The 26,801-nt window shown below is 44.5% G+C and carries 27 protein-coding genes; 21 read left to right on the top strand and 6 right to left on the bottom strand.

The window, feature by feature from the left end:
* Positions 1-56 precede the first annotated feature (56 nt).
* On the bottom strand, positions 57-1,577 hold the full coding sequence (gene murE, locus IGI86_RS15600; protein WP_430617530.1) for a UDP-N-acetylmuramyl-tripeptide synthetase: 1,521 nt from the start codon (positions 1,575-1,577) through the stop codon (positions 57-59).
* A 199-nt stretch (positions 1,578-1,776) separates the two neighbouring features.
* Here murE and IGI86_RS15595 point away from each other — a divergent pair, with 199 nt between their 5' ends.
* The gene (locus tag IGI86_RS15595; protein ID WP_008382016.1) at positions 1,777-3,423 is read left to right on the top strand and encodes a putative polysaccharide biosynthesis protein; all 1,647 of its coding nucleotides are present in this window, start codon (positions 1,777-1,779) and stop codon (positions 3,421-3,423) included.
* 69 nt (positions 3,424-3,492) lie between these two features.
* Complete coding sequence (locus IGI86_RS15590) at positions 3,493-4,212, top strand: pseudouridine synthase (protein ID WP_008382017.1); 720 nt, start codon at positions 3,493-3,495, stop codon at positions 4,210-4,212.
* A 68-nt stretch (positions 4,213-4,280) separates the two neighbouring features.
* Here the strand turns inward: IGI86_RS15590 and IGI86_RS15585 are convergent, their stop codons facing one another.
* Positions 4,281-5,234: a GNAT family N-acetyltransferase gene (locus IGI86_RS15585; RefSeq protein ID WP_196043840.1), complete on the bottom strand. Its 954-nt coding sequence runs from the start codon at positions 5,232-5,234 to the stop codon at positions 4,281-4,283.
* Between the two features lie 310 nt (positions 5,235-5,544).
* On the opposite strand from IGI86_RS15585, the gene IGI86_RS15580 reads away from it, so the two are divergent.
* Positions 5,545-6,621, top strand: coding sequence for a M23 family metallopeptidase (locus IGI86_RS15580; protein ID WP_016620004.1), 1,077 nt, complete (start codon positions 5,545-5,547; stop codon positions 6,619-6,621).
* Positions 6,622-6,717: 96 nt separating this feature from the next.
* Here the strand turns inward: IGI86_RS15580 and IGI86_RS15575 are convergent, their stop codons facing one another.
* On the bottom strand, positions 6,718-7,572 hold the full coding sequence (locus IGI86_RS15575) for an RluA family pseudouridine synthase (RefSeq protein ID WP_016620005.1): 855 nt from the start codon (positions 7,570-7,572) through the stop codon (positions 6,718-6,720).
* 191 nt (positions 7,573-7,763) lie between these two features.
* Here IGI86_RS15575 and IGI86_RS15570 point away from each other — a divergent pair, with 191 nt between their 5' ends.
* The 5 genes from IGI86_RS15570 to IGI86_RS15550 all read left to right on the top strand — a co-directional run bounded on the left by IGI86_RS15570 (position 7,764) and on the right by IGI86_RS15550 (position 15,355).
* A complete protein-coding gene (locus IGI86_RS15570; RefSeq protein ID WP_008382020.1) occupies positions 7,764-9,926 on the top strand; it encodes a PBP1A family penicillin-binding protein in 2,163 nt (720 codons plus the stop codon).
* 70 nt (positions 9,927-9,996) lie between these two features.
* Entirely contained in the window at positions 9,997-10,338 is a 342-nt protein-coding gene (locus IGI86_RS15565; RefSeq protein WP_005227708.1) for a YlbF family regulator, read from the top strand.
* Between the two features lie 193 nt (positions 10,339-10,531).
* Positions 10,532-11,722, top strand: a complete 1,191-nt coding sequence (locus tag IGI86_RS15560) for a metallophosphoesterase family protein (protein ID WP_430617529.1) — start codon at positions 10,532-10,534, stop codon at positions 11,720-11,722.
* Positions 11,719-14,394: an AAA family ATPase gene (locus tag IGI86_RS15555; RefSeq protein WP_430617528.1), complete on the top strand. Its 2,676-nt coding sequence runs from the start codon at positions 11,719-11,721 to the stop codon at positions 14,392-14,394. Before IGI86_RS15560 ends, IGI86_RS15555 begins: the two co-directional genes overlap by 4 nt.
* Before the next feature lie 16 nt (positions 14,395-14,410).
* On the top strand, positions 14,411-15,355 hold the full coding sequence (locus IGI86_RS15550; RefSeq protein WP_430617956.1) for a 3'-5' exoribonuclease YhaM family protein: 945 nt from the start codon (positions 14,411-14,413) through the stop codon (positions 15,353-15,355).
* 169 nt (positions 15,356-15,524) lie between these two features.
* Here IGI86_RS15550 and IGI86_RS15545 read toward each other — a convergent pair whose 3' ends face one another.
* The 3 genes from IGI86_RS15545 to IGI86_RS15535 all read right to left on the bottom strand — a co-directional run bounded on the left by IGI86_RS15545 (position 15,525) and on the right by IGI86_RS15535 (position 17,475).
* Positions 15,525-16,559 (bottom strand): peptidylprolyl isomerase, encoded by a 1,035-nt coding sequence (locus IGI86_RS15545; RefSeq protein WP_218193034.1) that lies wholly within the window; start codon positions 16,557-16,559, stop codon positions 15,525-15,527.
* A gap of 115 nt (positions 16,560-16,674) precedes the next feature.
* Positions 16,675-17,049, bottom strand: a complete 375-nt coding sequence (locus IGI86_RS15540) for a YtxH domain-containing protein (protein ID WP_005227717.1) — start codon at positions 17,047-17,049, stop codon at positions 16,675-16,677.
* Positions 17,050-17,475, bottom strand: a complete 426-nt coding sequence (locus IGI86_RS15535) for an HIT family protein (protein ID WP_005233401.1) — start codon at positions 17,473-17,475, stop codon at positions 17,050-17,052. It abuts the gene before it with no gap.
* Between the two features lie 211 nt (positions 17,476-17,686).
* On the opposite strand from IGI86_RS15535, the gene IGI86_RS15530 reads away from it, so the two are divergent.
* The 13 genes from IGI86_RS15530 (at position 17,687) to IGI86_RS15470 (ending at position 26,790) form a co-directional block, all read left to right on the top strand.
* A complete protein-coding gene (locus tag IGI86_RS15530) occupies positions 17,687-18,166 on the top strand; it encodes a hypothetical protein (protein WP_005233404.1) in 480 nt (159 codons plus the stop codon).
* An 84-nt stretch (positions 18,167-18,250) separates the two neighbouring features.
* Positions 18,251-18,985 (top strand): ABC transporter ATP-binding protein, encoded by a 735-nt coding sequence (locus IGI86_RS15525; protein ID WP_005233406.1) that lies wholly within the window; start codon positions 18,251-18,253, stop codon positions 18,983-18,985.
* Complete coding sequence (locus IGI86_RS15520; protein ID WP_430617527.1) at positions 18,982-20,193, top strand: ABC transporter permease; 1,212 nt, start codon at positions 18,982-18,984, stop codon at positions 20,191-20,193. Before IGI86_RS15525 ends, IGI86_RS15520 begins: the two co-directional genes overlap by 4 nt.
* Before the next feature lie 104 nt (positions 20,194-20,297).
* Positions 20,298-21,077, top strand: coding sequence for a phosphotransferase family protein (locus IGI86_RS15515; protein WP_005233409.1), 780 nt, complete (start codon positions 20,298-20,300; stop codon positions 21,075-21,077).
* A 57-nt stretch (positions 21,078-21,134) separates the two neighbouring features.
* Positions 21,135-21,791, top strand: coding sequence for a tRNA (guanosine(46)-N7)-methyltransferase TrmB (trmB, locus tag IGI86_RS15510; RefSeq protein ID WP_005233410.1), 657 nt, complete (start codon positions 21,135-21,137; stop codon positions 21,789-21,791).
* An 88-nt stretch (positions 21,792-21,879) separates the two neighbouring features.
* A complete protein-coding gene (gene comGA, locus IGI86_RS15505) occupies positions 21,880-22,842 on the top strand; it encodes a competence type IV pilus ATPase ComGA (protein ID WP_061053364.1) in 963 nt (320 codons plus the stop codon).
* Positions 22,796-23,824: a competence type IV pilus assembly protein ComGB gene (comGB, locus tag IGI86_RS15500; protein ID WP_016612983.1), complete on the top strand. Its 1,029-nt coding sequence runs from the start codon at positions 22,796-22,798 to the stop codon at positions 23,822-23,824. The genes comGA and comGB overlap by 47 nt, the downstream gene beginning before the upstream one ends.
* Positions 23,821-24,126, top strand: coding sequence for a competence type IV pilus major pilin ComGC (gene comGC, locus IGI86_RS15495; RefSeq protein WP_005233413.1), 306 nt, complete (start codon positions 23,821-23,823; stop codon positions 24,124-24,126). The genes comGB and comGC overlap by 4 nt, the downstream gene beginning before the upstream one ends.
* The gene (comGD, locus tag IGI86_RS15490; protein WP_430617526.1) at positions 24,110-24,574 is read left to right on the top strand and encodes a competence type IV pilus minor pilin ComGD; all 465 of its coding nucleotides are present in this window, start codon (positions 24,110-24,112) and stop codon (positions 24,572-24,574) included. The genes comGC and comGD overlap by 17 nt, the downstream gene beginning before the upstream one ends.
* The gene (locus tag IGI86_RS15485) at positions 24,555-24,869 is read left to right on the top strand and encodes a hypothetical protein (protein WP_005233415.1); all 315 of its coding nucleotides are present in this window, start codon (positions 24,555-24,557) and stop codon (positions 24,867-24,869) included. The genes comGD and IGI86_RS15485 overlap by 20 nt, the downstream gene beginning before the upstream one ends.
* Positions 24,859-25,284, top strand: a complete 426-nt coding sequence (gene comGF / locus IGI86_RS15480; RefSeq protein ID WP_005233416.1) for a competence type IV pilus minor pilin ComGF — start codon at positions 24,859-24,861, stop codon at positions 25,282-25,284. The genes IGI86_RS15485 and comGF overlap by 11 nt, the downstream gene beginning before the upstream one ends.
* Entirely contained in the window at positions 25,247-25,618 is a 372-nt protein-coding gene (gene comGG / locus IGI86_RS15475; RefSeq protein WP_008382038.1) for a competence type IV pilus minor pilin ComGG, read from the top strand. The genes comGF and comGG overlap by 38 nt, the downstream gene beginning before the upstream one ends.
* A 167-nt stretch (positions 25,619-25,785) precedes the next feature.
* Positions 25,786-26,790: a class I SAM-dependent methyltransferase gene (locus IGI86_RS15470; RefSeq protein ID WP_005233418.1), complete on the top strand. Its 1,005-nt coding sequence runs from the start codon at positions 25,786-25,788 to the stop codon at positions 26,788-26,790.
* Positions 26,791-26,801: the final 11 nt, after the last annotated feature.

The raw sequence follows: 26,801 nt of genomic DNA, 5'->3' as shown, positions 1-26,801 counted from the left end.
CTTTCAGATGATTTAATGGATCATCTGAAAGCTTTTTTTGTTGAGACAACTTGTTGCTATTGGTGCTTGGCTTGCTGCTGCGCTAAGGTCAAGTCACCGATGTAAGGGACTTTTTTTCCAGCGACTTTCAAGTATTGTTCGGCGCCTTTGCCCGCAATAATCACGATATCACGACCGTCTGCTTCAGCGATCGCCAATTTGACGGCTTGAGCCCGATCCATCTCATGAATGATGGCAACTTCAGGATTGGTGATAGCATCTGCAATTTCTTTTGCGATCGCAGCTGCTTCTTCAAAATCAGGATCATCGCTGGTCAGGTAGACTTTGTCCGCATATTCTCCTAGCGCTCGTCCCATATCTGCTCGGCGAGATTGGGCTTTTCCGCCAGCACTGCCAGTGACAAAAAGCAGGCGGCCATCTGGGCGTAATTGACGGGCAAGTTCACTTAATGATTGGAAGCTCAGGTAATTGTGGGCATAGTCAACGATCATGACGGCGCCATTTTCTTTTTCTAAAACGATCATTCGTCCAGGGATGATCACTGTCGGCAGGACTTTCTGAGCGTCCTTACGAGAGGCACCCGCTAAGCAGGCAGCCAAAATCGCCGCTGCGGCATTCTCATGGTTGAAAGAACCTAAGATCCCCAGTTGATATTCACCAGAGACCTGCAAGACATCAGAAGCAGCTGTCAGGGCAAAACTCTTTAGGTCCATTCCTTCTTGGACGACATAATCGGCGTCTGAACGTCCGTAGGTGATATAAGGAACTTGATGGACTTCACAAGTTTCTCGCAGCAAGTGGTAGTGATCGCTTTGACGATTTAAAATCATTTGTTTGCTGTTGCGGATCAGTTCCCGTTTGCAGTAAAGGTAATCATCATAAGTCGGGTGTTCCACCGGTCCAATGTGATCAGGCGAAATATTCAAGAACGCGCCAATATCAAAGGTAATGCCGGCGACCCGTTTGGTTTTATACGCTTGAGAAGAAACTTCCATTACAAGATGGGTCATGCCGTTTGCAACAGCCTCAGCCATCATTTTATAAAGATCCAGTGTTTCGGGAGTCGTCAACACTGCTTCATTAAAGGTTTTTCCATCGACTGAGTTTTCCTCCGATGAAAAGAATGCTACTTTTTGACCCGTCGATTCTGCTAAAATCGCCCGAGCAAAATAGGCGCAGCTGGTTTTGCCTTTTGTGCCAGTGATGCCGATGGTCACTAGCTGTTCTTGCGGGTTACCATAAAACGCTTGAGCGATCACTGCCATCGTTTCTCGAATGTCCGTAACAATGATCCCGTAGGTTGCGAAGTTGTCATAAGGTATTTCTGAAATGTAGCACTGAATGCCTTGATCAATGGCGGCGGCCAGGTAGCTTTCTTTAAAAGAAGCCCCTTTACAGAAAAAAAGCGTTGCCGCATTGGCCGTTCGCGAGTCGTAACTTAAGGAGGTAAAGGCAATATCAGTCATTTCTTGCGGCACGGTATAAACCCAATCAGTGGGGGTGATGATTTCTTTTAGTAGGTTTTCCTGCAATAAGAGTTTGCGGATCTGTGGCACGGTAATGAGTTCCTTTTGCATCGTTGTTCTCCTTCATTCCTCTAAAGATTTCTCTTATTATAGCATAACTCCTAAAAACCGCCGTTTAGGAGGGAAAAGTTTTCTTTTTTTTCTTCTTATTTTGAAGAAACTTTAAGATGTTGCAAAAATAGATTGCGACCAACTCTTTTTCGAATTAAAATGGAAGGGATATGTTTGTAGAAAGTTGGAGATAATGGCGATGGATAATCACATGCGTTCAGTGTCAAAAGAATTAACTACACAAGAAAAAATGGCTCAAGGATCTGCTTGGATGACAATGGGCAATATCGGTTCACGTTTGCTTGGCGCCATTTACATTTTACCTTGGTATTATTGGATGGGGGCAAATGCAGATAAAGCAAATGCGTTATTTGGGATGGGCTATAATGTTTACGCCTTATTTTTAATGATCTCAACTGCTGGGATTCCATCGGCAATTGCCAAGCAGATTTCTTTTTATAATTCTCGCCAAGAATACCGCACCAGCCAGAAGCTCTTTTTAAGGGCCTTCCAATTGATGGCAGGCTTTGGCGTGGTGACCGCCGGAATCATGTATTTGGCAGCCCCATGGTTGGCAACGGCTTCAGGTGGCGGGGAAGAATTGATTCCTGCAATGCGCTCATTGAGCATTGCACTATTGGTCTTTCCTTGTATGAGTGTTATGCGAGGATACTTCCAAGGAAACCAAGACATGAAACCTTTTGCGATCTCGCAAGTTGTCGAACAAATCGCCCGCGTCTGCTATATGCTTTTGGCGACCTTCATCATTATGCGGGTTATCGAAGGCGAATACACGGCGGCTGTGACGCAATCGACCTTTGCCGCCTTTATCGGTGTCTTAGCCAGTATTTTGGTTTTAGGCTATTACTTCCAAAAGCAACGGGTACGGATGGACGTCTTAGTCGATATGAGCAAAGAAGAAACCGTGTTGCAAACCAAAGAATTGGTTTTAGCGACCATCAAAGAAGCGATCCCTTTTATTATCGTTGGTTCTGGGATCACGATTTTAAAATTGGTGGATCAATACACCTTTGTGCGGATCATGAGTAGTTTTACTGAATTTTCAAATGATCAGCTCTTAGAATTAATGGCGATTTTCGGTAGCAACCCTGATAAGTTGACGATGGTGGTTATCGGATTAGCTACTTCCATGGCTTCAACAGGCTTGCCTTTGATCAGTGAAGCAGTCGCCAAAAAAGACAAAAAGAACTTAGCTAAATTGATCAGCAATAACTTACAATTGTATTCCTTTGTAATGTTCCCAGCGACCTTTGGGATGATCGTGCTGTCTTATCCCTTATACACCTTGTTTTATCGTCCAGATGCGTTAGGAGCGAGCGTTTTAGTCGCTGCCTGTCTGTCTGGTCTGGTCTTGGGCTTGTTTATGCTTAGTTCTAGTATGCTGCAAGGAATGTACCACAACAAAGAAGCCGTTGTTTTCTTCTTTGTAGGGTTGCTGGTGAAGTTGATCCTGCAGTATCCAGCGATTCGGTTGTTCCAAGTTTATGGCCCATTAGTTTCCACGACGATTGCTTTAGGGATCGTCTGCTGGCTGAACATTCGCAAGATGATACGCAAAGGCCATTTCAATGTAAACTTAACGTTGCGACGGACGTTATTGATTGGCGCGATGACGATCATTATGGTGATCGCAGCGTTGATCGCCCGCCAACTCTTTGGTCTCATCTTTAGCTCTGAAAGAAAAGTCCAAGCCTTTATCTTGAGCTTGCTAGTAGCAGGAGTCGGTGGCAGTGTGTACATCTACATTGCGCTGAAATTGCGTTTAGCTGAAAAACTACTCGGCTCATCAATGGTTCGTTTACGCCAGAAATTACACATCAAATAAAACTAGAAGCAGCCGCTGAGCCTCCTTTGTGAGACCTTGGCGGCTGTTTTATATGAAAGGAAGAAACCGATGCGTTTAGACAAGTTTTTAGCGGATATGGGTTATGGCTCCCGCAAAGAAGTGAAACAGTTGATCAAAAAAGGTCTCGTGACCGTCAATGGACAAGTCATCAAGAGTGACAAAGCGCAAGTACTAGAAACACAAGATACCGTTTGTTTTGAGGGGGAACCCATCGTCTATCAAAGCCAGTTTTATTATTTGCTGAATAAACCCGCTGGAGTGATTTCGGCAACCGTCGATTCCTATGAAGAGACGGTCTTAGATTTGTTTTCTGAAGAAGCGTTTCGCGAAGATTTGTTTCCAGTAGGACGGTTGGATAAAGACACCGAAGGCTTTTTGCTGATTACGAACGATGGCGGATTGGCGCATCAATTATTGTCGCCTAAGAAGCATGTGGAAAAAGAATATTATGCCCAAGTCGAGGGAATCATGACAGCGGAGGATCAAAAAACCTTTGCCAAAGGCATCAAATTAGACGGCGAGTGGACCTTGCCGGCTGAACTGCAGATCCTCAACGTCGATGAAGACGAAACGCGCAGCGAAATCAAACTGATCCTCCATGAAGGCAAGTTTCATCAAGTCAAACGGATGGTCCATGCAGTAGGAAAAGAAGTCGTTTATTTGAAACGGATTCGCATGGGAGGCCTGTCCCTGCCAGATGATTTGGCATTAGGCGAGTATCGGGAATTGACTCCTGAGGAATTGGCGAAGCTGCAAGAGCGAGGATAAGTATACGCTTTGATAGAGATACTAAATGATTAAAAGCCTCAAACTCATTGCAGAGTTTGAGGCTTTTATTAAAATAGTATTTTTTTCATCAAAATTTTGTTTACACCTTGGTGTCCCACATGAACAAAACCGAATTTTTGATAAAAGTCTTTGGCTTGTTCGTTAGAGGCGTTGATCGATAAAGTTATGTCTGGTACTCCTCGATGGAGAAAGTGATTGATGATTATAGGCATTACTTTTTCAGCATAGGCTTTACTTCGATCACTTTTCTTAATAGTATACTGGCATAACCAGTTTCGATTCTCTGATTTTAAATCAGTTTCATCGAAAGCAAGAGAAGTATAACCGACCACTTCGTTATTTAAGCAAATCAAGTATGAGATCATAGTAAGATTTTTACTCGCTTCTTTGATTGCCTCGGGTACGGATAATGCAAAAGTAGCATCTGTTTGTTTTTCTGAAAGAATCAGTTCACTTCTCGATAAATTATTTACTCTTTCAAAAGGCAGCAGAAGGACAATATCCTTCTCATGAAATGAATAATTTTTTTGTAGTTCAAGTTCTGTTGAAAACGACCCAATTTCGTCGGGCTTATAAACATCGATGATTTTGTCAAAACCGACTGATTGCCAGAACTTTAGACCAACAAAGTTTACGCCAGATACGACCAATTCAGCTGTTTTTAATTGTTGATTGTAGTAGCTGTTTTCAAGTTCCCTAAGAGCAAGTTTGCCAAAACCTAAATTTCTATATTGTTCACTGATATAAAAATGCAGAATATAGAAACTTGTCGGAGAGTCATCAAATACCCATAAATAACCGATCAGTTGCTCAAAGTAGTAAATACTCAAACAGTGACAGGCTTCTTTGGGAATCTCGGGAATGACTTTGTTAATATCAACTAAGGGAGCAAGAGGCTCGCGTCCTTCTATTTTAAAAAAATGTTCTTTTGATTCAATAAACAATCGTTTTAATAATTTATTCTCAGATAAAGTAGATTCATTAAGTGTTATCAGTTTCATGTCGTTTCTCCTTGTTAAATAATGTGGAATTATTTAACAGAAAATGTTGGTCTATCCATATTTTTCTCCTTTCAACGTGATCTCTTTCCCCATTCTACGATACCCATGACCTTTTGAAAACCTTTTCTTTTCCAGGTGTTAGAATATTCGTTTTTCATCGATAAGAAAGACCGTTAGGCGAGCTAAAGAAATTCTTATGAAAGTTGTTATTCGGCTGCAATATTTGTAAAAAAAGCCCGTTTTATAGGTGATTTACATGAAAGTTTGCAACAATAGACTTTAAACTGTTGGAAAAACCCTCTTTTTTTTCATGAATAAGCATGTTAAAGTAGCCAAGCTACTAAAAAAAGAAGGAGTTACCTCATTGAAGAAAAAGATTTTTTTATTGCTCGCCCTTACGTTGCCGCTTTTCCAGCCAGCTATCAGTTATGCTGCTGAAACCAAGAGCAGCGAGGAACTGACGGTTTTGACCACAGAACTAGCCTCTTATGAAGACGAAGTCACCACCAGCCAACAGAAAGTCACAGCGTTGGAAAGTCAATTAGCGGATTATCAGGAAGAATTAAGCCAATTGGCAGAAGAAAGCAAGGAAGTTCAAACGCAGATCACTGCACTAAATGATCAAAAAGCCCAGCACCAAGGAAGCCAAGCGCAAAGCAGTCTGGTAGTCGATGGACCGCAAGCCACGATCCAGCAACTACGCAAGTTTAGTGAACAACAAGCGGCTTTACGGGAAGTGAACCAACAATTGGCGGAAAAAGAAGCCGAACAACAACGAATCACTTCGTACCAAACCTTGACGCAAGCCCAATTAGTACATAGCGAAGAACAATTAGCAACAGCCAAAAAAGAATTGCAGTCCCAACAAGAGCAGCTGCAGCAGACGCAAGCCCAAGTGCAAGACCTACAAGAAAAAGTGGAGCAAGAAGCAAAAGCAGCTGAAGAAGCGAAACAAAAAGCCAAAGAAGCAGCGGAGAAAGCGGCAGCCAGTGAATTTTCACTGCCAATCACTGGCTCCGTGTCGATCTCCAGCGGTTTTGGTACTCGAGCAGACCCGACTGGTTTTTCAGGGACGCAGCATGACGGGATCGACTTCACAGGTCAAGCGGGGGAGAAAATCGTCGCCGCTCGTGATGGACAGGTAGAAGATGCTGGCTATGGCCCAAGCACTGGAAATTACGTGATTTTGGCTCACGATAATGGCTTTTACTCGTATTATTTTCATTTAACAGCTGTCAGTGTCTCAAAGGGGGCGACCGTTGCAGTCGGCGACCAAGTCGGTACGATGGGGACGACTGGAAATTCGACAGGCGTCCATCTGCACTTTGGACTGAGTAAGACGTTGTGGTCAGATTTCGTTGATCCAGCAGCTTACTTACCGCTATAAACCAAAATACCAAGTAGAAGCATGGAGAAAATCATCTGAAACCAAAAAGCATGACTGACAAGAGGGATTCCTCAAGTCGTCATGCTTTTTGGTTGCTTACCACAAGCCCGGTTGAGCGATGATCACTAACTGTTCTTTGGTAAAAGGATGCTCTAGATGCAATTCGTAGCCATGCAGCAGCAAACGTGGCGCTGGTTTGTTTTGGTAAAGCGGGTCGCCAACGACTGGATGACCGATGCTGGCAAGGTGGACGCGAATTTGGTGGGTCCTACCAGTTTCTAACACACAATACACATTGGTTGTCTTTTGTTGGGCGTGGGCGATGGTTACATGGGTGACGGCTGACTGACCGTTGCGGGAGTCAATGATCCGCTTGCGACGATCGTGACGGTCACGACCGATTTTTTTGGCGATCGTTTGATCTTGCGTAAGTTTCCCCAAAACAGTGGCTTGATAGCGACGGAAAATCTGTTTGTTTTCCAGCATTCGGCCCAAGATCGGCAACACCAAAGGATTTTTTGCAAATAAAACCACACCGCTGGTTTCTTTGTCTAGACGATGGACCACATAAGGCTGCTGCTGTTTCGGCGCAAGGTAAGCAGCTGCATCATTCAACAGAGTATCGGCTTCTAATGGCTGATTTGGGTGCGTCTTGACCCCGGCCGGCTTGTTCAGCACCAATAAGTGTTCATCTTCAAAAAGTACGTCGACTTTGTCCGCTTGGCCTAACTGGATCGGCTGGTAGCTGTAATCACTGTCTTCAATGATCAAAGTGATTTGATCGCCGCCACGAACTTCTTGATGAAACATCGCGGGCTGCTGATTGACGGCCACATTTTTCCGTGTGCGCAGAAAATGGCGCACTTTTCGTGGAACGAGCCACTCCTGTTCCAACAAATCGCGAAGCGGCATGGGCGGGTGATTTTCGGGTAAAGTCATGGTGTATTCCATAATAACGTCCTTTCTTTGCTATTCGCTACCGACTATTATAGCATCTTTAAGCTTTTCTTATAAAAAAAACAATAAAAAACAGAGTATTCAATGCTAGAATAATAAAGCATTCTTTTCGAATGAAATTACGTCTAGAGCCGTATAACAAAGAAAGTCATTTATGCTACACTTAACCAAAGGAGCGTGAAGTAATGGATTGGAAACACATCCTTCACAAAATAAAGACCGGTTGGCTGACCTTTTGGCGCTGGTTAAAACCGTATTTGCAGCAATTTCATCAATGGCGCAAGCGGGTTTGGAAAAAATACCACGTAAATAAAATTTTTATTTTACTTAGTTTAGTTGCTATCTTAATCATGAGCGGGTATTTATTTTATATCGCCAAAAATACGAAAGTCAGTGAATTAGAGTCAGGTCTGAAAGAATCGACGGTGATTTTTGATGCCAATGGTGATGAAGCAGGGCAGTTGTACTCGCAAAAAGGCACGTACGTTTCTCTTGATGCCATCTCCAGTGATGTGGTCAACGCCTTGATCTCAACTGAAGACCGCAACTTCTATAATCACCACGGGTTTGATATCAAAGGGATCGCTCGGGCAGCCCTACGTATGCTGGTCAACCGCAGTGCCGAAGGCGGTGGGGGAAGTACCATCACCCAGCAGCTTGCTAAAAATGCCTATCTGTCCTTGGATCAAACCTTTAGTCGAAAAGCCAAGGAGCTTTTCTTAGCGATCGAGATCGAGAAGAAATATTCTAAAGATGAGATTTTAGAAATGTATTTGAACAGTTCCTATTTCGGTAACGGGGTTTGGGGCATTCAAGATGCCTCGCTAAAATATTTCGGTGTCAATGCTTCTGAACTAAGCGTGGGAGAAGCTGCGACGTTGGTGGGGATGCTCAAAGGTCCTTCGATCTATAACCCGATCGACAATCTGGAAAACGCCACGAACCGTCGCGACACTGTTTTGAGTTTGATGGTGGATAACGGCAAGTTGGACCAGTCCGTTGCTGACCAAGAATCACAAGTTGCCTTAGCCAATTTACTTTATGATGGATTTGGCAATTCAGAATCTGGCTATAAGTATCCTTATTATTTCGATGCGGTCATCGACGAAGCCGAATCCTATGGGTTGGACGCCGATGATGTCATGAATCGCGGCTACAAGATCTATACAGCCCTGGATCAAAACTACCAAGCACAAATGGAAGCTGCCTATAAAAACGATGCCTTGTTCCCTGAAAATGCCGCTGATGGCACGATGGTGCAATCTGGCTCTGTCGCACTTGATCCGAATACCGGTGGGGTGCAAGCGGTGGTGGGTCGTCGTGGTGAGCACGTCTTTAGAGGATTTAATTTTGCCACGCAAATGAAACGTTCACCAGGTTCCACGATCAAACCGATCAGCGTCTTCGCCCCTGCCCTAGAAGCTGGGTTTGAACCGGACAGTGTCCTGAAAGACGAGCCCCTTGATTTTTATGATGCTCAAAACTTTGACGGGACCTATGCTGGCGAAGCAGTCATGTATCAAGCCCTCGCCCAAAGTTTGAATCTGCCAGCAGTTTGGCTGCTGCATGAGATCGGCTTAGATCGCGGGTATAGCAAAGCACAAGAATTCGGTCTTTCCTTGACCGAATCCGACAAATATTATGGCTTAGCATTAGGTGGTTTGGAAAAAGGGGAATCTCCAATGACGATGGCAGCAGCGTATGGCGTTTTCGCTAATGGCGGGTATTACTACAAACCGCATTTGATCACCAAAATCGTTGATTCAACTGGTGCCGTGATCGTTGACAATACGTCTGTGCAAGGCAAACGCGTGATTTCTAAAGAGACCGCTGATAAAATGACGAGCATGATGCTAGGAACCTTCTCTAACGGGACGGGGGTTAGTGCTAGTCCGTACGGCTTTACGATCGCCGGTAAGACGGGTACGACAGAGACCAACTTTGATGCTTCTAAGGTCAATGACCAATGGATCGTCGGCTATACTCCTGATATGGTTCTGTCAACCTGGCTAGGATTTGAACATGTGAGTGAAGATCATTACTTAACGGGAACTAGCGGACAAGTTGTTGGGAAAATATTTAAAGCAGAGGCCGAAAGCTTACTGCCTTATAGTCAAGGCACCCAATTCCAAGTTGCAGACGCTTATTGGACAGGCGGAAAATTAATGGCAGCCGATGAGGTACCAGATCCTGATAGCAGTACGTCACAAAATAGCAATGATTGGCAACAAACCATCGATGACTTTGCCGAAAGCGCCAAAGAAGGTATGAAGGAATTCGGCAGCAAGATCAAAGAAGGAACGAAAGAATTGTTTGGCGGCTTGTGGAATTCCATTAGTGGAAATTAAAGGAATTAGGCAACTGCTAGTCTAGAACCTGAGAAGAATGGTATACTAGAAAAAAAGAGGAGGCGTCAAAATGGCAAATATTTATGATACAGCAAACCAATTAGAACGTGAATTACGGGAGTCAGAACAATTTCAAGATCTGAAAGGTTCTTTCGACCGTTTGAAAGCAAATGAAGAAGCGTACGCGTTATTCAAAGAGTTTCAAGAGTTGCAACAAAGCCTGCAACAAAAAATGATGGCTGGCGAAGAAATGACGGAAGAAGAAGCGCAAAAAGCCCAAGAATTATCGCAAAAAATTCAACAAGACGGCATCGTTTCTGACTTGATGCAAAAAGAGCAAGCCTTCAGTTTAGTGGCCAATGACTTGAACCGCATCATCATGGGTCCTGTAAGAGATCTATACGAAGCGTAATCGCCAACAAACAAAGACCAAAGAAGCAAGTGAAACTTCAGAGAAACCGGCTGCAACTGCAAGAGTCGTTTCCAAAGAAGTTTCAAAAGCGCTTCTTTGGTTTTTTTTATGAAAAAGGCGAACAAATTTTCGTATTTTGCTGACGAAATGACTGATAAATGTTATGATAGAAGCATTAAGGAGGGAGAAAGAAATGCGATTTTTACATAGTGCAGACCTGCATATCGACCGGTCATTTGAAGGGGTCCATCTGTTATCTGAAAAAGTGAAGACCCAACTCCCTGCTATCAATCAAAAAATCATCCGTAATTTGGTGGATGTTGCTTTAGAAAAAGCGGTCGATTTTGTTTTGCTGGCTGGGGATACATTCCATCAAGCACGGCCGAGTCTAAAAGTGCAGCATGACTTTTTTGCCCAACTGCAACGACTGGGAGAAGCAGAGATCCCAGTCTATATGATTTTCGGCAACCATGATTATTATGATCCGCAACGGTATTGGTTTGCTTTTCCAGAAAACGTCATTCTCTTTTCATCGGAAGAAGTTCAAACGGTACAAGGAACAACGAAAAACGGTGAAACCTATGCAATCAGTGGATTTAGCTACCAACATCCTTGGATCGCTGAAAATAAAGTAACAGAATTTCCCGCAAGAGCAGCGGTGGATTACCATATTGGGCTTTACCACGGGGATCAAGCCGGTGAACGGTATGCCCCCTTTTCAATCAGTGGAATGAAGCAAAAAGGCTATGATTATTGGGGCTTGGGGCACATCCATGTACCTAAGACGCTCTCAGAGCAACCACCGATCCTCTATCCCGGTACGCCTCAAGGAAAGACCAAGAAAGAGCAGGCGACTGGGGTGATTTTGGCAGAATTATCGCCACAAGGACCAACAATCGAGCGCTTGGAGATTGCGGAAATCGCTTGGCAAAAGCAAGTGGTCTCCTTAGCGGATGTGACCGCCTCGAATGCCGTATTGCCAGCGATCATCGAGCGCTTAAAAAGTCCTCGTTCGCGCTTGCTGCATCTGGTGTTGACCGATGTGCAGCAGCTGCCGCCAGATTGGTTTCCAGCTGCGGAAAAAAATGAATGGCTGACCTACCTCAATGAACGGTTGGCACAAACAGAGCCGCTGCAAGTAATCTATGCCCTTGAAGTCGAGCAAGCCAATGAAGACAAGATCGCATTGGCGGTACCACAAGACTATATGCTGCAGTTTTTAGCGATGTATGAGTCACCAGAGATCTTTGCGGACCGACTGTCCGATCTATTGCAGCATCCGCTGATCCAGCGGGGGATCACCCATGAATCATTTCAAGAAGAAGTCTTGCAGCAAGCCAAGCAATTGTTGAAAGACGACTTTCAATGGGAGGAGCAGTCATGAGAATTTTAAAAGCAGAGATTACCGGTTTTGGGAAATACCATGAACAAAGCTTTGCCTTTCATCCGCAAAATCAGCTGCTCTTTGGGCACAACGAGATCGGAAAATCGACATTGTATCAATTTATTGCCGCCATCTTATTTGGCTTTCCGAAAAAGACAGCCAAGAAAAAAGACTATACCCCCAAAAACGGTGCAGCTTACGGTGGCAAGTTATGGTTGGCGCTGGAACCCTTCGGCGAAGTGATCGTGGAACGCTATCGGCATGTAGACCGCGGTCGTGCCAAAGTCCATGTCGCTGGTCAGACGGTCGATGAGCAATGGCTGGCACAACACCTGCAGCCCCTCAATCGAGCATTGTTCTTCGATGTCTTTACCTTTCAGCAAGAGCAATTGACCCAGATCGATAAGCTAGAAGAAAATGAGCTGCACCAAGCGTTGATTTCTCTGGGAATCAGCGGCAGTCAAAAAATGCTGCAGCAAGTGGCACAATATGAAACCATCAATCAGCAGCAATACAAGCCACGGGGGCAAAAGCTGCCTTTGAATCAGGCGTTAAAACAATTAGAAAAACTGCAAAAAACGATTGCGGAAAAAGAAAGCGAAGAAAGCCGCATCCAACAGCAGTATCAGCAGATCGCCCAGTTGCAAGAACAGATCCAAGACTTGCGACACCAGTTTCAAGCATTGAATGAAGCCTATCAGGAAAATCAGCAGCAGATGAGTCATTGGGGTCTTTATGAAGAGTGGCAGCAAATGGCACCAGCAGATACGTTAGCCGATCCTCAGCAAGTCCAAGCCATCAAACAGTTTTATCAGCAGTATCAGCAGCTGACGGAAGAAATTCGCAAAAAAGAAGCTGAATTAGATCAGTTGGAGCAAGGAAAAGAATCAGATAAGTATTTCTTTTACCTTGATCACGAGCACCAAATCAATCACTTGCTGCAGCAGCAAGTGACGATGGTGCGTTTGGCAGATCGTGAAGCAGCGGCCAATCATCAAGAAGCCGTCGCCATCACGGAGCTGAATCGCTTGGTCGAAAAGCGCCAATGGAGCAGAGAATCGCCGCCGCTAGTAACGGCTTCGATCCATGAACAAACCACACGTTTACTACAAGAACGTGTGCAGTTAGAAGAGCTCGAAAAGCGCATGATGCGTTTAGAAGAAAAAGCGCAGCCTTTGCAAGCCACCGCAGCTCGCTTAGAACAGCAGCATCCTCAATTGATTGGCCGCAAGCCGGTTTCTCGCCCGCTATGGCCGCTAGGGATCGTCGGTGGGCTGCTAGTAGTGATCGGTATCTTTTTGCCGAGTCCGTGGCGCTGGCTTGCTCTAGGTGTAGGGATCGCAGCGATCATTGGCAGTGTTTTGCCGTTGATGAAAGCAGCGCCAAACAAACAACAAGGCATCAAACAGGAATGGCAGACGGTTCTCATGCAGCTGGATCTGCTGGGCGAAGAGTTGGCGCAGCTGGGAAATGAACAGCAGCAAAAGCAGCAGCAGATCGATCGTGCCCACCAAGCCCTGACACCCTTTTTTGGTAATTTGCCGGTGGAAAGCTGGCAGTCGTATTTATTAGCCTATGATGAAGATGTTGCTAGCTATCAAGCCTACTCACAGCAGCGCAAACAAGCCTATCAAGAACGGCAAGCCGTCGCAGAAGAACTGGCACCCTTTGACGAGCAGTTCCGACCTTATGCTGAGTGGCTGCCGTTGCAAAACAAAACCTTGTTAGAAAAAGCAGCGATCTTGCAGAGGTTTAATGAAGAGATGCAAACAATCAAGCTTTCACGACTGCAACAACCTAGCACGCTGCTGGCCCAACAGTTGACCCGCACCCGCAATGAACGCGACCAGCTGCTTTCCCAGGCCAGTGATCTCTTACAGCAACAAGGCTTAGATCACCCTGCAGAAATCAGCCTCTGGTTGAAGCAATGGGAAGCGGCGCAACGCACGCAGCAGCGAGCAGAAGAATTGGCGGTGATGTTAACACCGATTTATCCTAAACCAGTGACGCAAGCAGAATTGCTGCAGCAAAAAGACCAGATCAAGCAGCAGCAAACACAGCTTCAGGCACAAATACAGCAGTTGACGGAGCAAAAACAGCGTTTGGAATTAGAAGCAGCAGCTAGTCAAAAAAATGGCACCTTGAATCAGCTTTATCAAGAAGAAAGTGAGCTAAAGGCGGTCATTGAAGAACTTGCTGTGGCATGGGGGAGTCGTCAGTTGGCGGCTTCGATTTTAACGGATGTTACGACCGAGTTGTCAGAACAGCAATTGCCGCAGCTATTGTCGGCTGCTTCAACCTATTTTGAACAGCTTTCAAACGGACGTTATCAAAAGATTCTTTTGGAAAATGGCTTGTTGGTAGCGGCAAATGCCAGCGAGACGTTTTCGATCATCGACCTGTCCACAGGCACGAAGGATCAGTTAATCATGGCGTTACGCTTCGGTTATCTAGCGCTGCAAAAAAATCACCCATTGTGTCCAATCATTATTGATGATGGTTGGTTGCATTATGACAGTGTTCGTAAGGAACGCTTTGCCGCACTGTTAAAAGAGTTTGGGCAAAGTTATCAAGTAATTTGTTTGTCTTCTGACCAAGAAATGGTAAGCTATTATCAGAAGTACCAGCAGCCTATCCAGGATCTGAGTAAAGGAAGTGAAAGATTTGGCTGATCGGCCAAATAAGCCCATGAAAAAAATTCGTGAATTAACTGTTGATGAAACGTTTCAACTTTTCTTGCTGATCAAGAATGCCGATGTGCGGATCGCGAAAAACGGCAAAAAATTTATTGCCTTCACCTTTCAAGATACATCCGGCACGATCGACGGAAAGTTCTGGGATGCATCAGATGAAGAAATCGCCCGTTTTGAACCCGGGAAAGTAGTACTGCTAGATGGAAAACGGGAGGTCTACCAAGGCAATCCGCAAGTTAAAATCATGCATTTGCGTTTAGCGAAACCGGAAGAGCCCCATGAACCAAGCCAATACATGGAAAAAGCACCCTTGCGAAAAGAAGAGATGGAAGAAGAAATCAGTCAAACCTTGTTTGAGATCACGAATCCTCACTGGAATCGGATCGTCCGTTTCTTAATGAACAAGTATAAAAAGGAATTCTTTGACTTTCCAGCTGCGAAGCGCAATCACCATGCCTTCGCTAGTGGATTGGCGTATCATACGACCACTATGCTGCGGTTAGGAAAAGCAATCGTCAAAGAGTATCCTGAATTGAATGCTTCACTACTGTATGCGGGTATCATTTTGCATGATTTAGGAAAAGTGATCGAGTTGACAGGTCCGATGACGACAGAGTATACCTTGGCGGGGAATCTAGTAGGGCATTTGGTCTTAGTGGATGAAGAAATCACGCAAGCCTGTATGGCTTTGAAATTTGATGACAAAGAAGAAGATATCGTTGTTTTGCGGCATATGGTTTTAGCCCACCATGGCTTATTAGAATATGGGTCACCTGTTCGCCCCCGCATAATGGAAGCGGAGATCCTCCATCAGATCGATAATTTGGATGCTTCCATGCAAATGATGCTGACGTCGATTCGTTTAACGGAACCAGGTCAATACACAGACCGAATTTTTGGCATGGACAATCGGAGTTTTTATGTACCGAAAGAAGTGTAGCCGTGACCTTGTAGCACGATCAACCAAAGTGAATGACGGAAAGAACAAAAACCACGCTAGGCTTGCTTAGCGTGGTTTTTCAGATGTTGGAAAAAGTAGCTGAATCGGCAATATTAACCTAATTAGCATAAAAAAAGAAGCGCCGCTACGACGGCACTTCTTTTTTCGTTTATTCAGCAGAAGAATCTGTAGCACTTTCACTCGTTGCAGTAGAATCATCGGTTGCATCAGTAGCAGAAGAATCTGCCGCTGAGCTGTCCGTTGCATCGTTAGCAGAAGAGTCAGCAGTTGAATCTTCTGTTTCGGCCGCTGTGATGTAATCAGAAAGCAAGTCTGCTAAGTCAGAGTCTTTCATTTTCACATTAGCTGCTTGCAATTCTTGACCGATCGTTGCTGCCATAAAGGTTGAATCATTCAACAAAGTGTTTTGAGCAATTTCAGTCAATTCATCTTTGTATTTATCCATATCGTTGCCTTTGTCTTGGTTTTTCACCATTTTCACAATATAGTATTCCGTCGTGTAAGTTGACGTGTTGGTTGCAGAGATCACTTCAGAGATTTCACCATCTTTTAAGTCAAAAGCGGCTGTTTTTACTTCACTTGGTACAGCTGATGAAGTAGAATCGAATTTGATCGTTCCGCCATCTTCTTTTGTTGCCGCATCCGTTGATTTTTCTTTAGCGATTTCGCCAAAGTCTGCATCATCTTTTTTCGCTTCTTCTAAGACGTCTTTGGCATCATCTTCACTTGCTACTTTGATGATTTGTGCTTCTACTTCAGGGTGGAAAGAATCCCAAGCAGTTTTCATGTCTTCATCAGTGATATCCATGTTGGCTTTTAAGCCTTCACGTAACGCAAGTTGTTGTTTCAATTCTGCACGGTAAGATTTCACCGTATAACCAGAGGCAGTCAATGTTGATTCAAAGGAATCACTGCCGCCATATTGTTCAGCCACATTATTGAATTGTTCGTCGATCATTTCTTCTGTTACGTCATCACCGTATTTTTCATCAAACACTTTTAAGACGATCATTTGACGCAACGCTTGTTGATTTTCTGAACTTGTTTTTGCTTGGTCATAAAAATCTTGAACAGTGATTTTACCGCCCTTCATTGTTGCGATTTCCTCACTTGAGTTACCACAAGCCGCTAATGCAAAAAGACTCATTGCACTGACTGCTACTAAAATTAATTTTTTCTTCATTCGTTTAAGCACTCCTAATTCTAAAAAGATTCATAATAATCACTGCACCTACTATACCACTTCTAGAAATGGTTGGAAAGAAAACAGCGGATGTTTCAAACAAAATTCATAAAAACTACAAATTTTCGATTTGTTTGTCATCCTCGGCGCTTTGAGCTTGAATCGTCGTGATGTGCTGATTCAATTGTTCCATTTGGGTTTTTATCCGAGCAAGGCGCGGTTGTGCTTGGAATTTGAAGGCTTCCAAATCTTTCGTGAAAGATTCGGTCACAACTGGGATCGTTTCGTCGATCGTTTTGCGGGTTACCATCACAGCATCTTTGAGCTGTTTGACACTGTCATTGAATTCTAAGGTCGCTTCTGTCGTGTCATCTAAATAGCGAATCAATTCTTCACGGGTTTCATTGCCGCTTTTTGGTGCAAAAAGCAAACCGCCTAAACCGCCGGCGATGGAACCGAACAAAAGTCCTTTAAGAAAATTACCGATCATTTAGTTCACCTGCTTTCCAATTTTTTCGGCGATTGCCGCCAGCTCTTCCCCCGTGTAATTCTCTGCATGATTGCCAAAATGGATCTTGAAATCATCGTCTTTGCTGTAGCGAGGAATCAAATGGACATGGGAATGGAAGACGGATTGGTACGCCAATTCTTTATTGTTGTTGATGATATTTAAGCCTTCGATCTCAGGGAATGCTTTTTCGATCGCCCGAGCAATCTTAGGGATACGGGCAAAAACCGCTGCTGCCAACGTTTCATCGTACTCGAAAATATCCGTCACATGCGTTTTGGGAATGACCAATGTATGACCAGGGGTGACTTGGGAAATATCTAAAAAGGCATAGACTTGCTCATCCTCGTAGACTTTGTAGCTAGGAATCTCACGATTATTGATTTTACAAAAAATACAATTTTCCATTGTAAAAAACCTCCTTGATCTATTACCTCTACTTTACCATATTTTGCTTTTTTTCGTCTGGTTTCCTCTTTGAAAAAGTCGCAACAAGGCAACTGTTCCTTCAACAAAGGCGCTTTTTTAAAGAAATGCGAAAAGCGAGCGAGAAACGCTTGCATTTAGATTCCAACAACCCTAGACTTAATATCAGAAATCATTTGGAAAGAAGGAACCTATGAAACCGATCATTAAAGAAACCTTACAGAAAAAAACAACGACTTCAGCGAAGCTTCGCTACTTAGCCTATGCCTATAAAGAGTGGTTGATCGCGATCACGCTGTTTGTGGTGTTTGCTGGTTCAATCACTTATTCTCTGACACGTCCGCAAGAAGAAGTAGTCAATGCCGCCATTGTCACTGAAACAGCAATGGACCCTGCGGTGCAAAGTGAATTGGAAGCAGCCGTTGAAGCATGGGCAATAGACCAAGGGTATCAAAAAGAAGAGCTGAGGATCAGCCTGGTTTCTTATGCCGAACCAGCCGCTGTCCAAGCCTTTACCACCCGTCTTGCCGCTGGTGCGATCCAAATGGTCGTTTTTCCAGCCAGCGAAGCACAAACGTGGCAAGAGCGCTTTGGCAGCCAAGAACTAGCGCAAGAAATCATTACAGTGGGAGAAAATGAATTTATCCTGCAAGTCACGAATAAAGAAAAATAAACAACTGTTTTGCCAGCTGACTGAATTGAACAAAAAGAGCCTACGTTGACAAAGAGCCATAATCAGGCGAATCGGAGGGAAAAAATGACTTTACAAGTAGCAAACGTGACAGGCGGCTATAATCAGCTGCCAGTCTTAAAAAATATTGATTTTACGATCGGCGATGGGGAGCTCGTTGGCTTGATCGGCTTGAACGGGGCAGGGAAGAGTACGACGATCAAAGAAATCATCGGTTTACTGCAACCTCACAGCGGCACCATCACGATTGACGGCTTGACCCTTAAAGAAAACCCAGAGCAATACCGCAAACAAATCGGGTATATCCCCGAAACCCCTTCTTTATATGAAGAATTGACCTTAAGAGAGCACATTGAAGTGACGGCGATGGCCTACGATCTTCCACAAGAAGAAGCCATGAAGCGAGCAGAACGCCTGCTAAAAACCTTTCGCTTAGAAAACAAACTCGATTGGTTCCCGGCAAACTTTTCAAAAGGGATGAAACAAAAAGTCATGGTACTGTGTGCCTTTTTGATTGAGCCGAGTGTCTACATCATTGATGAACCCTTTCTAGGATTAGATCCTTTAGCGATCAATGCGTTATTGGAACTGATGAATGAGATGAAACAAACCGGGGCATCTATTTTGATGTCCACCCACATTTTAGCAACCGCAGAGAAGTATTGTGACAAATTCATCCTCTTGCATAACGGTGAGATCCGCGCACAAGGGACATTGGCGGAACTAAGAAGCCAATTTCAAGCACCAGAAGCCTCCCTTGATGATCTGTACCTCGCACTGACAAAGGAGAGTCAAGCATGAAGCAGTTTTTCTCGCAACGCTTACAGCGGCATCAAAAACAGATGACACGCTATTTGCGCTATGTCTTCAATGATCATTTTGCTTTGATCAGCACCTTCTTAGTCGGAGGTCTGGGGCTCTATTATTCTGAATTGCTAAAAACATTGCCGCGGCCGTTTCCATTAGGCGGCATCATCGTGGTCGCTGTTTGGCTCTTTGTTTTACCGCTGGGACGCTTAGCGACACTGACGAAACCGGCAGATTTGATTTTTCTGTTAGCCAAAGAAGGACAAATGACAAGTTATCTCAGCCAAGCGTTACGTTATTCCCTCTGGCTGCCCTTTGGGGTTTTATTTTTAGCCGTAGGGGCAACGATGCCTTTGGTCGTGGTCACAGCAAACAGCACCTTTGCCTCATTCCCATACTTTTTAGGGATGATGTGGCTCTTAAAACTGGGGGATCTTTCACTACAACGGATTCGTTTGTATCAAGAAACTCAGCAGCAAGTCAAACAGCAGCGAGGCATCTGGTTCGCAAGTATGTTTGCTGCCACACTTGCCAGTATTTATGTAGCACCTTGGCTAGGATTGGGGATCAGCATCCTCCAAGCAATCTGGTTCCTCTTTGGACTGAAAGCCAATAGCCAGCTTTTGGATTGGGACTATATGATCCAAGCCGAACAGTCGCGCTTAATGCGTATCTATCGTTTTATCAACTTATTTACAGATGTTCCCCAAATCACGACGGAAGCCAAACGGCGCAAATACCTCGACTGGCTGCTGGCAAAGATCAAACCAGTGCACAGCAATACGTACCTCTATCTTTACTTGCGCCGAGTGATCCGTGGGGGGCAATATGGCGGGCTTTATGTCCGTTTGACTTTGATTGGTGGGTTCGTCTTATTCTTTGTCGATGAGCTTTGGATCAGTCTGCTGATCGGCTGCTTGTTTCTTTATCTGATCGGTTTCCAACTGATTCCTTTGATCAATGAGTTTCAATACATGGTTTTGACACATCTGTATCCCGTGCCAGAAAAACAAAAAGCCGCAGCGATCAAAAAAATTCTTGGGGCACTCTTACTGGTGACCGCAGTTCTTTTCGGTGTGATCTGTTGCTTGCGCTTGCCTTTTGTTTGGCAAGGCGGTATCGCGTTTCTTGGCTTCTTAGGGTTTGCGGGTCTTTTTTTAGGCATCTACTTGCCAGAGCGATTAAAGAAAATGCACGCCTGATCCACAAGTGGCCTCTCTTACAAAAAGCGAACGCATATGCGCTTGACGGCGACCCATTAGGAAGCTAGAATAAGAGGTACTGCGAAATAAGGAGAGAAGCTAGGATGGATATTCGCTTGGATCAAGATTGGCGTATGCGGCCAATCAAAGGCGACACCGGGAAAGCCTATATCGGGCTCAAGGACAACGACAAAGTCTTTATCAAACGAAATACGACCCCGATGCTTGCGGCACTCTCTAAAGAGGGCATTGCACCCAAACTCGTCTGGACGAAACGGACGGGAAATGGGGATACGCTCTCCGCACAAGAATGGCTGGATGGACGGGTCTTAGATCCCGATGAAATCGGCCAAAGAAATGATGTCATTGATGTGTTGTATCACTTGCATCATTCAAAAACGTTGGCACAGATGCTAAGCAAAATCGGCGGACAAGTCAGATCGCCTGAACAGATGCTGATGGATTATCAGGATCAGCTGCCTTCTGCGGTCGCCCAAAACCGTTTTATTCATTTGGTCACCGAGTATTTAAAAACCAATATTCCAGCTTTTGACGAGCAGAAAGCCGCGGTCGTCCATGGCGATGTCAATTATCGAAATTGGCTAGTTTGTCAAAACTATTTGTATTTAGTCGATTGGGATTCCGTGATGTTTGCAGATCCGGCAATCGATATCGGCACTATTTTAGGTCACTATGTGCCATTATCTGGCTGGTCTCATTGGCTCGTGCGCTATGGTATCCACAGCAGCAGCGAAGTGATCGAAAAGATTTATTGGTACGCATTGTTGAGTATGCTGCAAGAGGTCAAAAAATATTATCTGCGAGGCGATTACAAAGCCATGAATGCAGAGATTTTACAATTAAAACGAATTTATAGCGAATGAAGAGAAGATGGAGCGAGGCAATTTGGTTCCATCTTGTTTTTTCGGAAAGGAAGAAACATGAGAGTAAGAAAACGTGCAGGTGCAAAAGAGCTGATTGACGCTCATCCAGAATACGTCGTGGCAGAGCCTACTGAATGGAAAGGGCGTTGGCATGAACGCTTTGGCAATGATCACCCGCTGCATATCGAAATTGGAATGGGAAAAGGCCAATTTATTACGGAAATGGCGAAAGCTCATCCCGAGATCAATTATATTGGTGTGGAAATGCAGATTAGTGTCGTTTCGATCGCATTAGATAAAATGATCGAGCAGGAGATCCCGAACTTGCAACTGCTGCATGTCGATGGTTCCGCATTGACCAACTATTTTGCAGACAATGAAGTAGACCAGATCTATTTGAATTTTTCTGATCCATGGCCTAAGAAGAAGCATGAGAAGCGCCGTTTGACTTCCAAAGCCTTTTTAGCAGTCGACGAGCAGATTTTACGTCCCAACGGCGAGATCCATTTCAAAACGGATAACCAAGGATTGTTTGAGTATTCCTTAGCGAGCTTTTCTCAATACGGCATGATTATCAAACAAGTTTGGTTGGACTTGCATAACAGTTCCTTTGAGAACAATATCATGACGGAATATGAAGAAAAATTCTCAAGCCGCGGGCAGCGGATCTATCGGGTGGAAGCCCAATTTGTGGCAAAAGAACCACAGAAATAAACGAATGATGAAAGATGAAGCAAATTTGCTTCATCTTTTTTTTCTATTCTCAAAGCGTTTGCGTATTTCTTTTTAGGAGGGATAAGTCGTGGATATTCGAGCATTCTCAGACGAGTTGATTCTTTATGGAAGACAAGAACGCATGCAGGATCTGACCATTTTGCCTAGCGGTACACAGATGGAGGTGATTTTCAGTAAAAGCTATCTCAGAAAGACCTATCAAGTACTGACCAACGAAGAAGCTCAGCAGCTGATCACCCGCTTCAAATTTTTAGGAGGAATGGAGGTGGGAGAACGGCGCAAAGCTCAGTTAGGCGCAGTCAGCTATCTGTTAGGCGATCAGCTACAGCGGTTGCGCGTCTCAACGGTGGGTGATTATCAAGGGCGTGAAAGTCTCGTGATGCGGTTTCTTTATCCTTTGAACAAGGAGCATCTGCGCTATTTTTTTGCAGAAGACGTCCAGCAGATCCAACAGACAACCAAACAAAGAGGCCTATATTTATTTTCTGGTCCCACTGGCTCAGGAAAATCGACCCTCATGTATCAATTAGCACGGGCAACCAAGGGACAAGTCATTACCATCGAAGATCCTGTGGAGATTGAAGAGCCGCATTTTTTGCAGCTGCAGACCAATTTGAAAATCGGACAAGACTATGATGAATTGATTCGCTTGTCTTTACGGCATCGTCCGGACCTGCTTTTGATTGGCGAGATCCGTAACAAAGAGACGGCGCAAGCCGCTGTACGAGCCGCTCTGACAGGTCATCGAGTATTTGCCACGATCCATGCACGAGGCGTAGCAGAAACCAAGACACGGCTGCTGGAATTGCTAGGGGCAGACGATCTTCTGGCGCACGCGTTGCAAGGGATCGTTTATCAGCGATTGTTGCCGAATGAAGTCAACGAACCCCATGGATTGCTGGCGTATCACTTTTATGAGGGGCAAGTGGAAAAACAGTGGCAGCACGTATTAAAACGAGTGAAAGAAAGTGGGTGGATCACCGATGAAGTTTATGAAAAAGAAGCCCCAGCTACCACGCCGTGCAACTGAAGCCCTCTTGGTCACCTTCACGGTGTTATTGGAGAGTGGCTTTTCCCTACAAGAAAGCCTCCAAGTGTTGCTGCGCAGTCGCCAGTTTTCTGAACCTGTGATCGAACAGCTGATTGCCCATCTTGCCCAAGGGCAAAGCTTGGCAGCAGCAGTAGCGCCGTTGTCTTTATCGGCTACCGAAAAAAATCAGCTTTATTTAGCAGAAAGTCATGGGAATCTCACGACGACCTTGCGGCGGATGGTCGACTACCACAAATTGGTCAACAAGCAAAAACAGCTGCTGTACAAAGTAGCGGCCTATCCGCTTTTGCTACTGGTCTTTTTAGTGGCGGCTCTCTTTGGCATGCATCGCTTTTTAATGCCTCAATTGTTAGCCTCTGGCATGATCGACGAAGGTCATTGGGGCATTCGCGCCATCACTTGGGCACCAGCAGTACTTATCCTCTTCTTGTTGGTAAGTGTGCTGCTTTTTGTGATCAGCCGCTGGGTATTTGCCCGCCGCACTGCCTTGCAAAAAGCTGTATTCTTCAGCCACCTGCCATTGTTCGGAGCATTGTACACGAGTTATCACACGAGTTTTTTCGCATTGGAATGGGGCAAGTTGTTTCAGCAAGGGTTAGATATCCAACAGATCATTGAGTGTATGGAGCACACCAATAAAGCTACCTTGATCCAAGAATTAGCGCGAGAGTTGCGAGTGACCTTGACACTTGGCGGAGAACTCCCAGAAAAACTTCGTCATTTCTCGTTTCTCACACCAGAATTTTCTTTGATCGTCTTTCAAGGAGAAGTACGGGGAAAGTTAGGAGAAGAGCTTTTTTTATACAGTCAATTATTGATGGATCGCTTGTTTCAACGAATCGAAAAAGCTATTCACTGGGTTCAGCCTCTGATTTTTTTGTTGGTTGCTTTAATGATCGTTGGGATCTATGCCGCTATGTTTTTACCAATCTATGGAAATATCCAAGGAGTGATCGAATGATAGAAAAGAAAGTCGCATCTTCTCGCAAGCAGGGGATTTGGCGTGTCAAAAAAGGCTTTACATTGGTTGAAATGTTGGTTGTTTTATTAGTGATCAGTATTTTGGTTTTGTTGTTTGTCCCAAATCTTGCCAAGCAAAGAGGAATCATTGATGAGAAAGGAAATGCGGCCATCGTGAAAGTGGTGGAAACCCAGATCGAACTCTTTCGTCTGAATGAAAATCGGGAGCCCTCGAGAGAAGAATTGATCGCTGAAGGGTATGTATCTGAGGAGCAATATGCGATTTATGAGCAAGGGGACTAAGGGCTGTCGACGTTGCTCTTTTGCTGGTTTTACTTTAATAGAAAGCCTTTTGGTCCTCATGGTCAGTAGTATGTTTCTCTTTTTTCCCGTCGTGGCCATCGAGTACTATCAACGATCTGCTGAAGTCTTAGGCTTTTGTGCACGCTTAGAAAAAGGCCTCTATACCATACAGCAATCGGCCATCATCGATAACACACAAACCCGAGCCGTTTATCAAGCAGCGCCAACGCCAACTGTTTCATTTTATGGCGCTGCAACTGAGCCGGTCACCAAGATCGAAGTCCCTCCTCAACTAGCGATGCAGGCGTTTCCCGATATTCTTTTTAGTAGTCAGTCCGGCAACAATAGCAGTCTGCGAAGGATCATTTTCTATTGGCAGGAGAAAAAGCAAACCATCAGCTATAAGTTTTTATTTGGGAGCGGACGCTATGAAAAAATCGTTGAATAGCGGGTTCATCTTAGCAGAAAGCCTGATTGGCTTTGGGGTGTTGGCAACCTGTGTGTTATTGTTTTTAGCGATGCAGACCGCTTCACTGACGCAAAGTGCGGCATTGCAGGAAAAAGCCCAAATGCTGCGGGTGCTGTATGAAGAAGTCCAGAACCACTCCTTTGATGCGTCAACCATTACCTACACGACGCAGCGTCAGACGGTCTATCAAGTTCGCTTTTGGCAAGCAGCGCAGCATCAACAGGCACGCATCCAAAGTGGCGAACAGCTCTGGGAGATTGTGTATGAAGAGTAAAGGCTTTACTTTGTTGGAGTGTCTGTTGTCTTTATGGGTATTGGCGATCTGCTTATTGATGATCAGCGGGATCGTCAAGCACCTCGCACCGGTCAATCAGCAGATCATGGCTCGCAAAGATCAAGAATGGCATGTTTTTTTGTTTCAGTTGGAACGGGAATTAAGTACCTGTGTCTATCTATCAGTCAGCGAGAACACGCTATATTTGCGAAGCAGTCAAAACAATTCGGTAACGATCGATCGCATCAACCGCGTGTTGCGGAAACGGGACAACAATGGCTATCAACCGTTGTTGACAGAAGTGGCAGATGTGTCTTTTGAGAAAATTGGCGCAGCGATCCGCTTTACCGTTTCCTTTGAGAATGGAGACCAGAAAATTGGACAATGGAAAATACACTCACAAGAGGCGGCATAAAGGCGGTATTTTACTCACAGCATTGTTGTTTGTGCAGCTGTTGAGCTTGATGTTATTGCTGGTGTTAGAAAACAGCCGCACAACAGCCCTTTTTTATACAAAAACCATTGAAACCTATGAAGCCCGTATTATGAGTGAACTTTTCCATGCGGAATTCTTGCAAAACGAGTTGGAAGATCGAGGGACACGGTTTTATAATGTAGGAAAGTTGACTTATGAACGGCAAGGACAGAGCTTACAGATCGAATGCTATGTCAAAAGTCGGCGATTTACTTTTACCTTTTTGTTGCCTGAAGAGCAGCCTGAAATAGACACAGATGACCAAGAAGAATAGTACAGGAAAAGGATGGTTGTTTCGACCATCCTTTTTCATACAGAAATAGAAAAAGAATGTTTACAGCTTCACAAATTATTCTAAACGAAAGCGATTGATTATTTTGGATGAATCGGCTAAAATTAAACAGGTATATATGTTGTTATAGTTTTGAAAAGAGGTGCAAGATGTCCGCAGAAAAAATGGAAACGTCTTTTCATTTGACCGTTGAAGCGATCCAACTGCTTCAAAACGCATTGGAAACGTCTTTTTTTGATGCTTACGTAGAGACGATCGAAAATTTTGTTGATCAATACCAAGTTCGCGTGATCGATGGGGTACCAGATGAAGCAACTGCTGCTCGTTTAGAAACCATCTATCAAGAAATTCGAGCAATGGAACTATCGGCAGAAGAAAAACGCAAGCTTGCGCAGTTGGTTTTGTTGAAAGGCAGCCAAACGGAGCGCCTGCAGGCCAATCACCAACTGACACCAGATAGTCTTGGGTTTTTATTCGTCTATTTGATCGAGCAGTTGAGTAGTGCCGATCAACCAGTGAAACTTCTTGATTTATCGGTAGGCATGGGGAATCTCTTATTGACAGTCTTGCTGAATCTGCAATTAGCCAAGCGTCCAGTAGAAGGAACCGGTGTGGATATTGACGAAACCTTGTTGGCGATCGCAGCTGCAACTGGCGAATGGACCAAAGCGCCCTTGCATTTGTTCCATCAAGATGGCTTGCAAGAGCTTTTGATCGAACCGATGGATCTGGCGATCAGCGATCTACCGGTGGGCTATTACCCACAAGATGACAAAGCCCGCAGCTTTATTACGGCGGCTCCAGAAGGACACAGTTACGCCCATCATTTGTTGATGGAACAAGCGATGAACTATGTCAAAGCTGGCGGTTACGGTTTGTTCTTACTACCAAGCAATTTCTTGGAAACGGAACAGAGTGAATTTTTGAAAAAATGGCTGAAAGAAAAGGTTTATTTGCAAGGAATGATTCAGCTTCCTGAAGAACTCTTTAAAAATGAACATTCACGTAAAAGTATATTGCTTTTACAAAACCACGGAGGGACAAGCAAACAAGCAGAAGAAGTCTTGCTGGTCAAGCTAGCCTCACTGAAAGAACCAAAGAACATCACAAAACTTTTTGAACAATTTGCGGCTTGGAAAGCAGCAAATCTGTAATATAATTCGGA

The organism is Enterococcus sp. AZ188 (assembly GCF_050544075.1).
Taxonomy (GTDB): Bacteria; Bacillota; Bacilli; order Lactobacillales; family Enterococcaceae; genus Enterococcus_D; species Enterococcus_D entomosocium.
This window is presented reverse-complemented; position numbering and strand designations above follow the sequence as displayed.

Coding starts and splice junctions, on each gene's coding strand:
- IGI86_RS15525 (WP_005233406.1), top strand. CDS start 18,251: ATGACTTTACAAGTAGCAAACGTGACAGGCGGCTATAATCAGCTGCCA.
- IGI86_RS15590 (WP_008382017.1), top strand. CDS start 3,493: ATGCGTTTAGACAAGTTTTTAGCGGATATGGGTTATGGCTCCCGCAAA.
- IGI86_RS15570 (WP_008382020.1), top strand. CDS start 7,764: ATGGATTGGAAACACATCCTTCACAAAATAAAGACCGGTTGGCTGACC.
- IGI86_RS15580 (WP_016620004.1), top strand. CDS start 5,545: ATGAATAAGCATGTTAAAGTAGCCAAGCTACTAAAAAAAGAAGGAGTT.
- IGI86_RS15550 (WP_430617956.1), top strand. CDS start 14,411: ATGAAAAAAATTCGTGAATTAACTGTTGATGAAACGTTTCAACTTTTC.
- IGI86_RS15545 (WP_218193034.1), bottom strand. CDS start 16,559: ATGAAGAAAAAATTAATTTTAGTAGCAGTCAGTGCAATGAGTCTTTTT.
- IGI86_RS15575 (WP_016620005.1), bottom strand. CDS start 7,572: ATGGAATACACCATGACTTTACCCGAAAATCACCCGCCCATGCCGCTT.
- IGI86_RS15520 (WP_430617527.1), top strand. CDS start 18,982: ATGAAGCAGTTTTTCTCGCAACGCTTACAGCGGCATCAAAAACAGATG.
- IGI86_RS15515 (WP_005233409.1), top strand. CDS start 20,298: ATGGATATTCGCTTGGATCAAGATTGGCGTATGCGGCCAATCAAAGGC.
- IGI86_RS15585 (WP_196043840.1), bottom strand. CDS start 5,234: ATGAAACTGATAACACTTAATGAATCTACTTTATCTGAGAATAAATTA.
- IGI86_RS15540 (WP_005227717.1), bottom strand. CDS start 17,049: ATGATCGGTAATTTTCTTAAAGGACTTTTGTTCGGTTCCATCGCCGGC.
- IGI86_RS15530 (WP_005233404.1), top strand. CDS start 17,687: ATGAAACCGATCATTAAAGAAACCTTACAGAAAAAAACAACGACTTCA.
- murE (WP_430617530.1), bottom strand. CDS start 1,577: ATGCAAAAGGAACTCATTACCGTGCCACAGATCCGCAAACTCTTATTG.
- comGB (WP_016612983.1), top strand. CDS start 22,796: ATGAAGTTTATGAAAAAGAAGCCCCAGCTACCACGCCGTGCAACTGAA.
- comGD (WP_430617526.1), top strand. CDS start 24,110: ATGAGCAAGGGGACTAAGGGCTGTCGACGTTGCTCTTTTGCTGGTTTT.
- IGI86_RS15470 (WP_005233418.1), top strand. CDS start 25,786: ATGTCCGCAGAAAAAATGGAAACGTCTTTTCATTTGACCGTTGAAGCG.
- trmB (WP_005233410.1), top strand. CDS start 21,135: ATGAGAGTAAGAAAACGTGCAGGTGCAAAAGAGCTGATTGACGCTCAT.
- IGI86_RS15555 (WP_430617528.1), top strand. CDS start 11,719: ATGAGAATTTTAAAAGCAGAGATTACCGGTTTTGGGAAATACCATGAA.
- comGF (WP_005233416.1), top strand. CDS start 24,859: ATGAAGAGTAAAGGCTTTACTTTGTTGGAGTGTCTGTTGTCTTTATGG.
- IGI86_RS15560 (WP_430617529.1), top strand. CDS start 10,532: ATGCGATTTTTACATAGTGCAGACCTGCATATCGACCGGTCATTTGAA.
- IGI86_RS15485 (WP_005233415.1), top strand. CDS start 24,555: ATGAAAAAATCGTTGAATAGCGGGTTCATCTTAGCAGAAAGCCTGATT.
- IGI86_RS15595 (WP_008382016.1), top strand. CDS start 1,777: ATGGATAATCACATGCGTTCAGTGTCAAAAGAATTAACTACACAAGAA.
- comGC (WP_005233413.1), top strand. CDS start 23,821: ATGATAGAAAAGAAAGTCGCATCTTCTCGCAAGCAGGGGATTTGGCGT.
- IGI86_RS15535 (WP_005233401.1), bottom strand. CDS start 17,475: ATGGAAAATTGTATTTTTTGTAAAATCAATAATCGTGAGATTCCTAGC.
- IGI86_RS15565 (WP_005227708.1), top strand. CDS start 9,997: ATGGCAAATATTTATGATACAGCAAACCAATTAGAACGTGAATTACGG.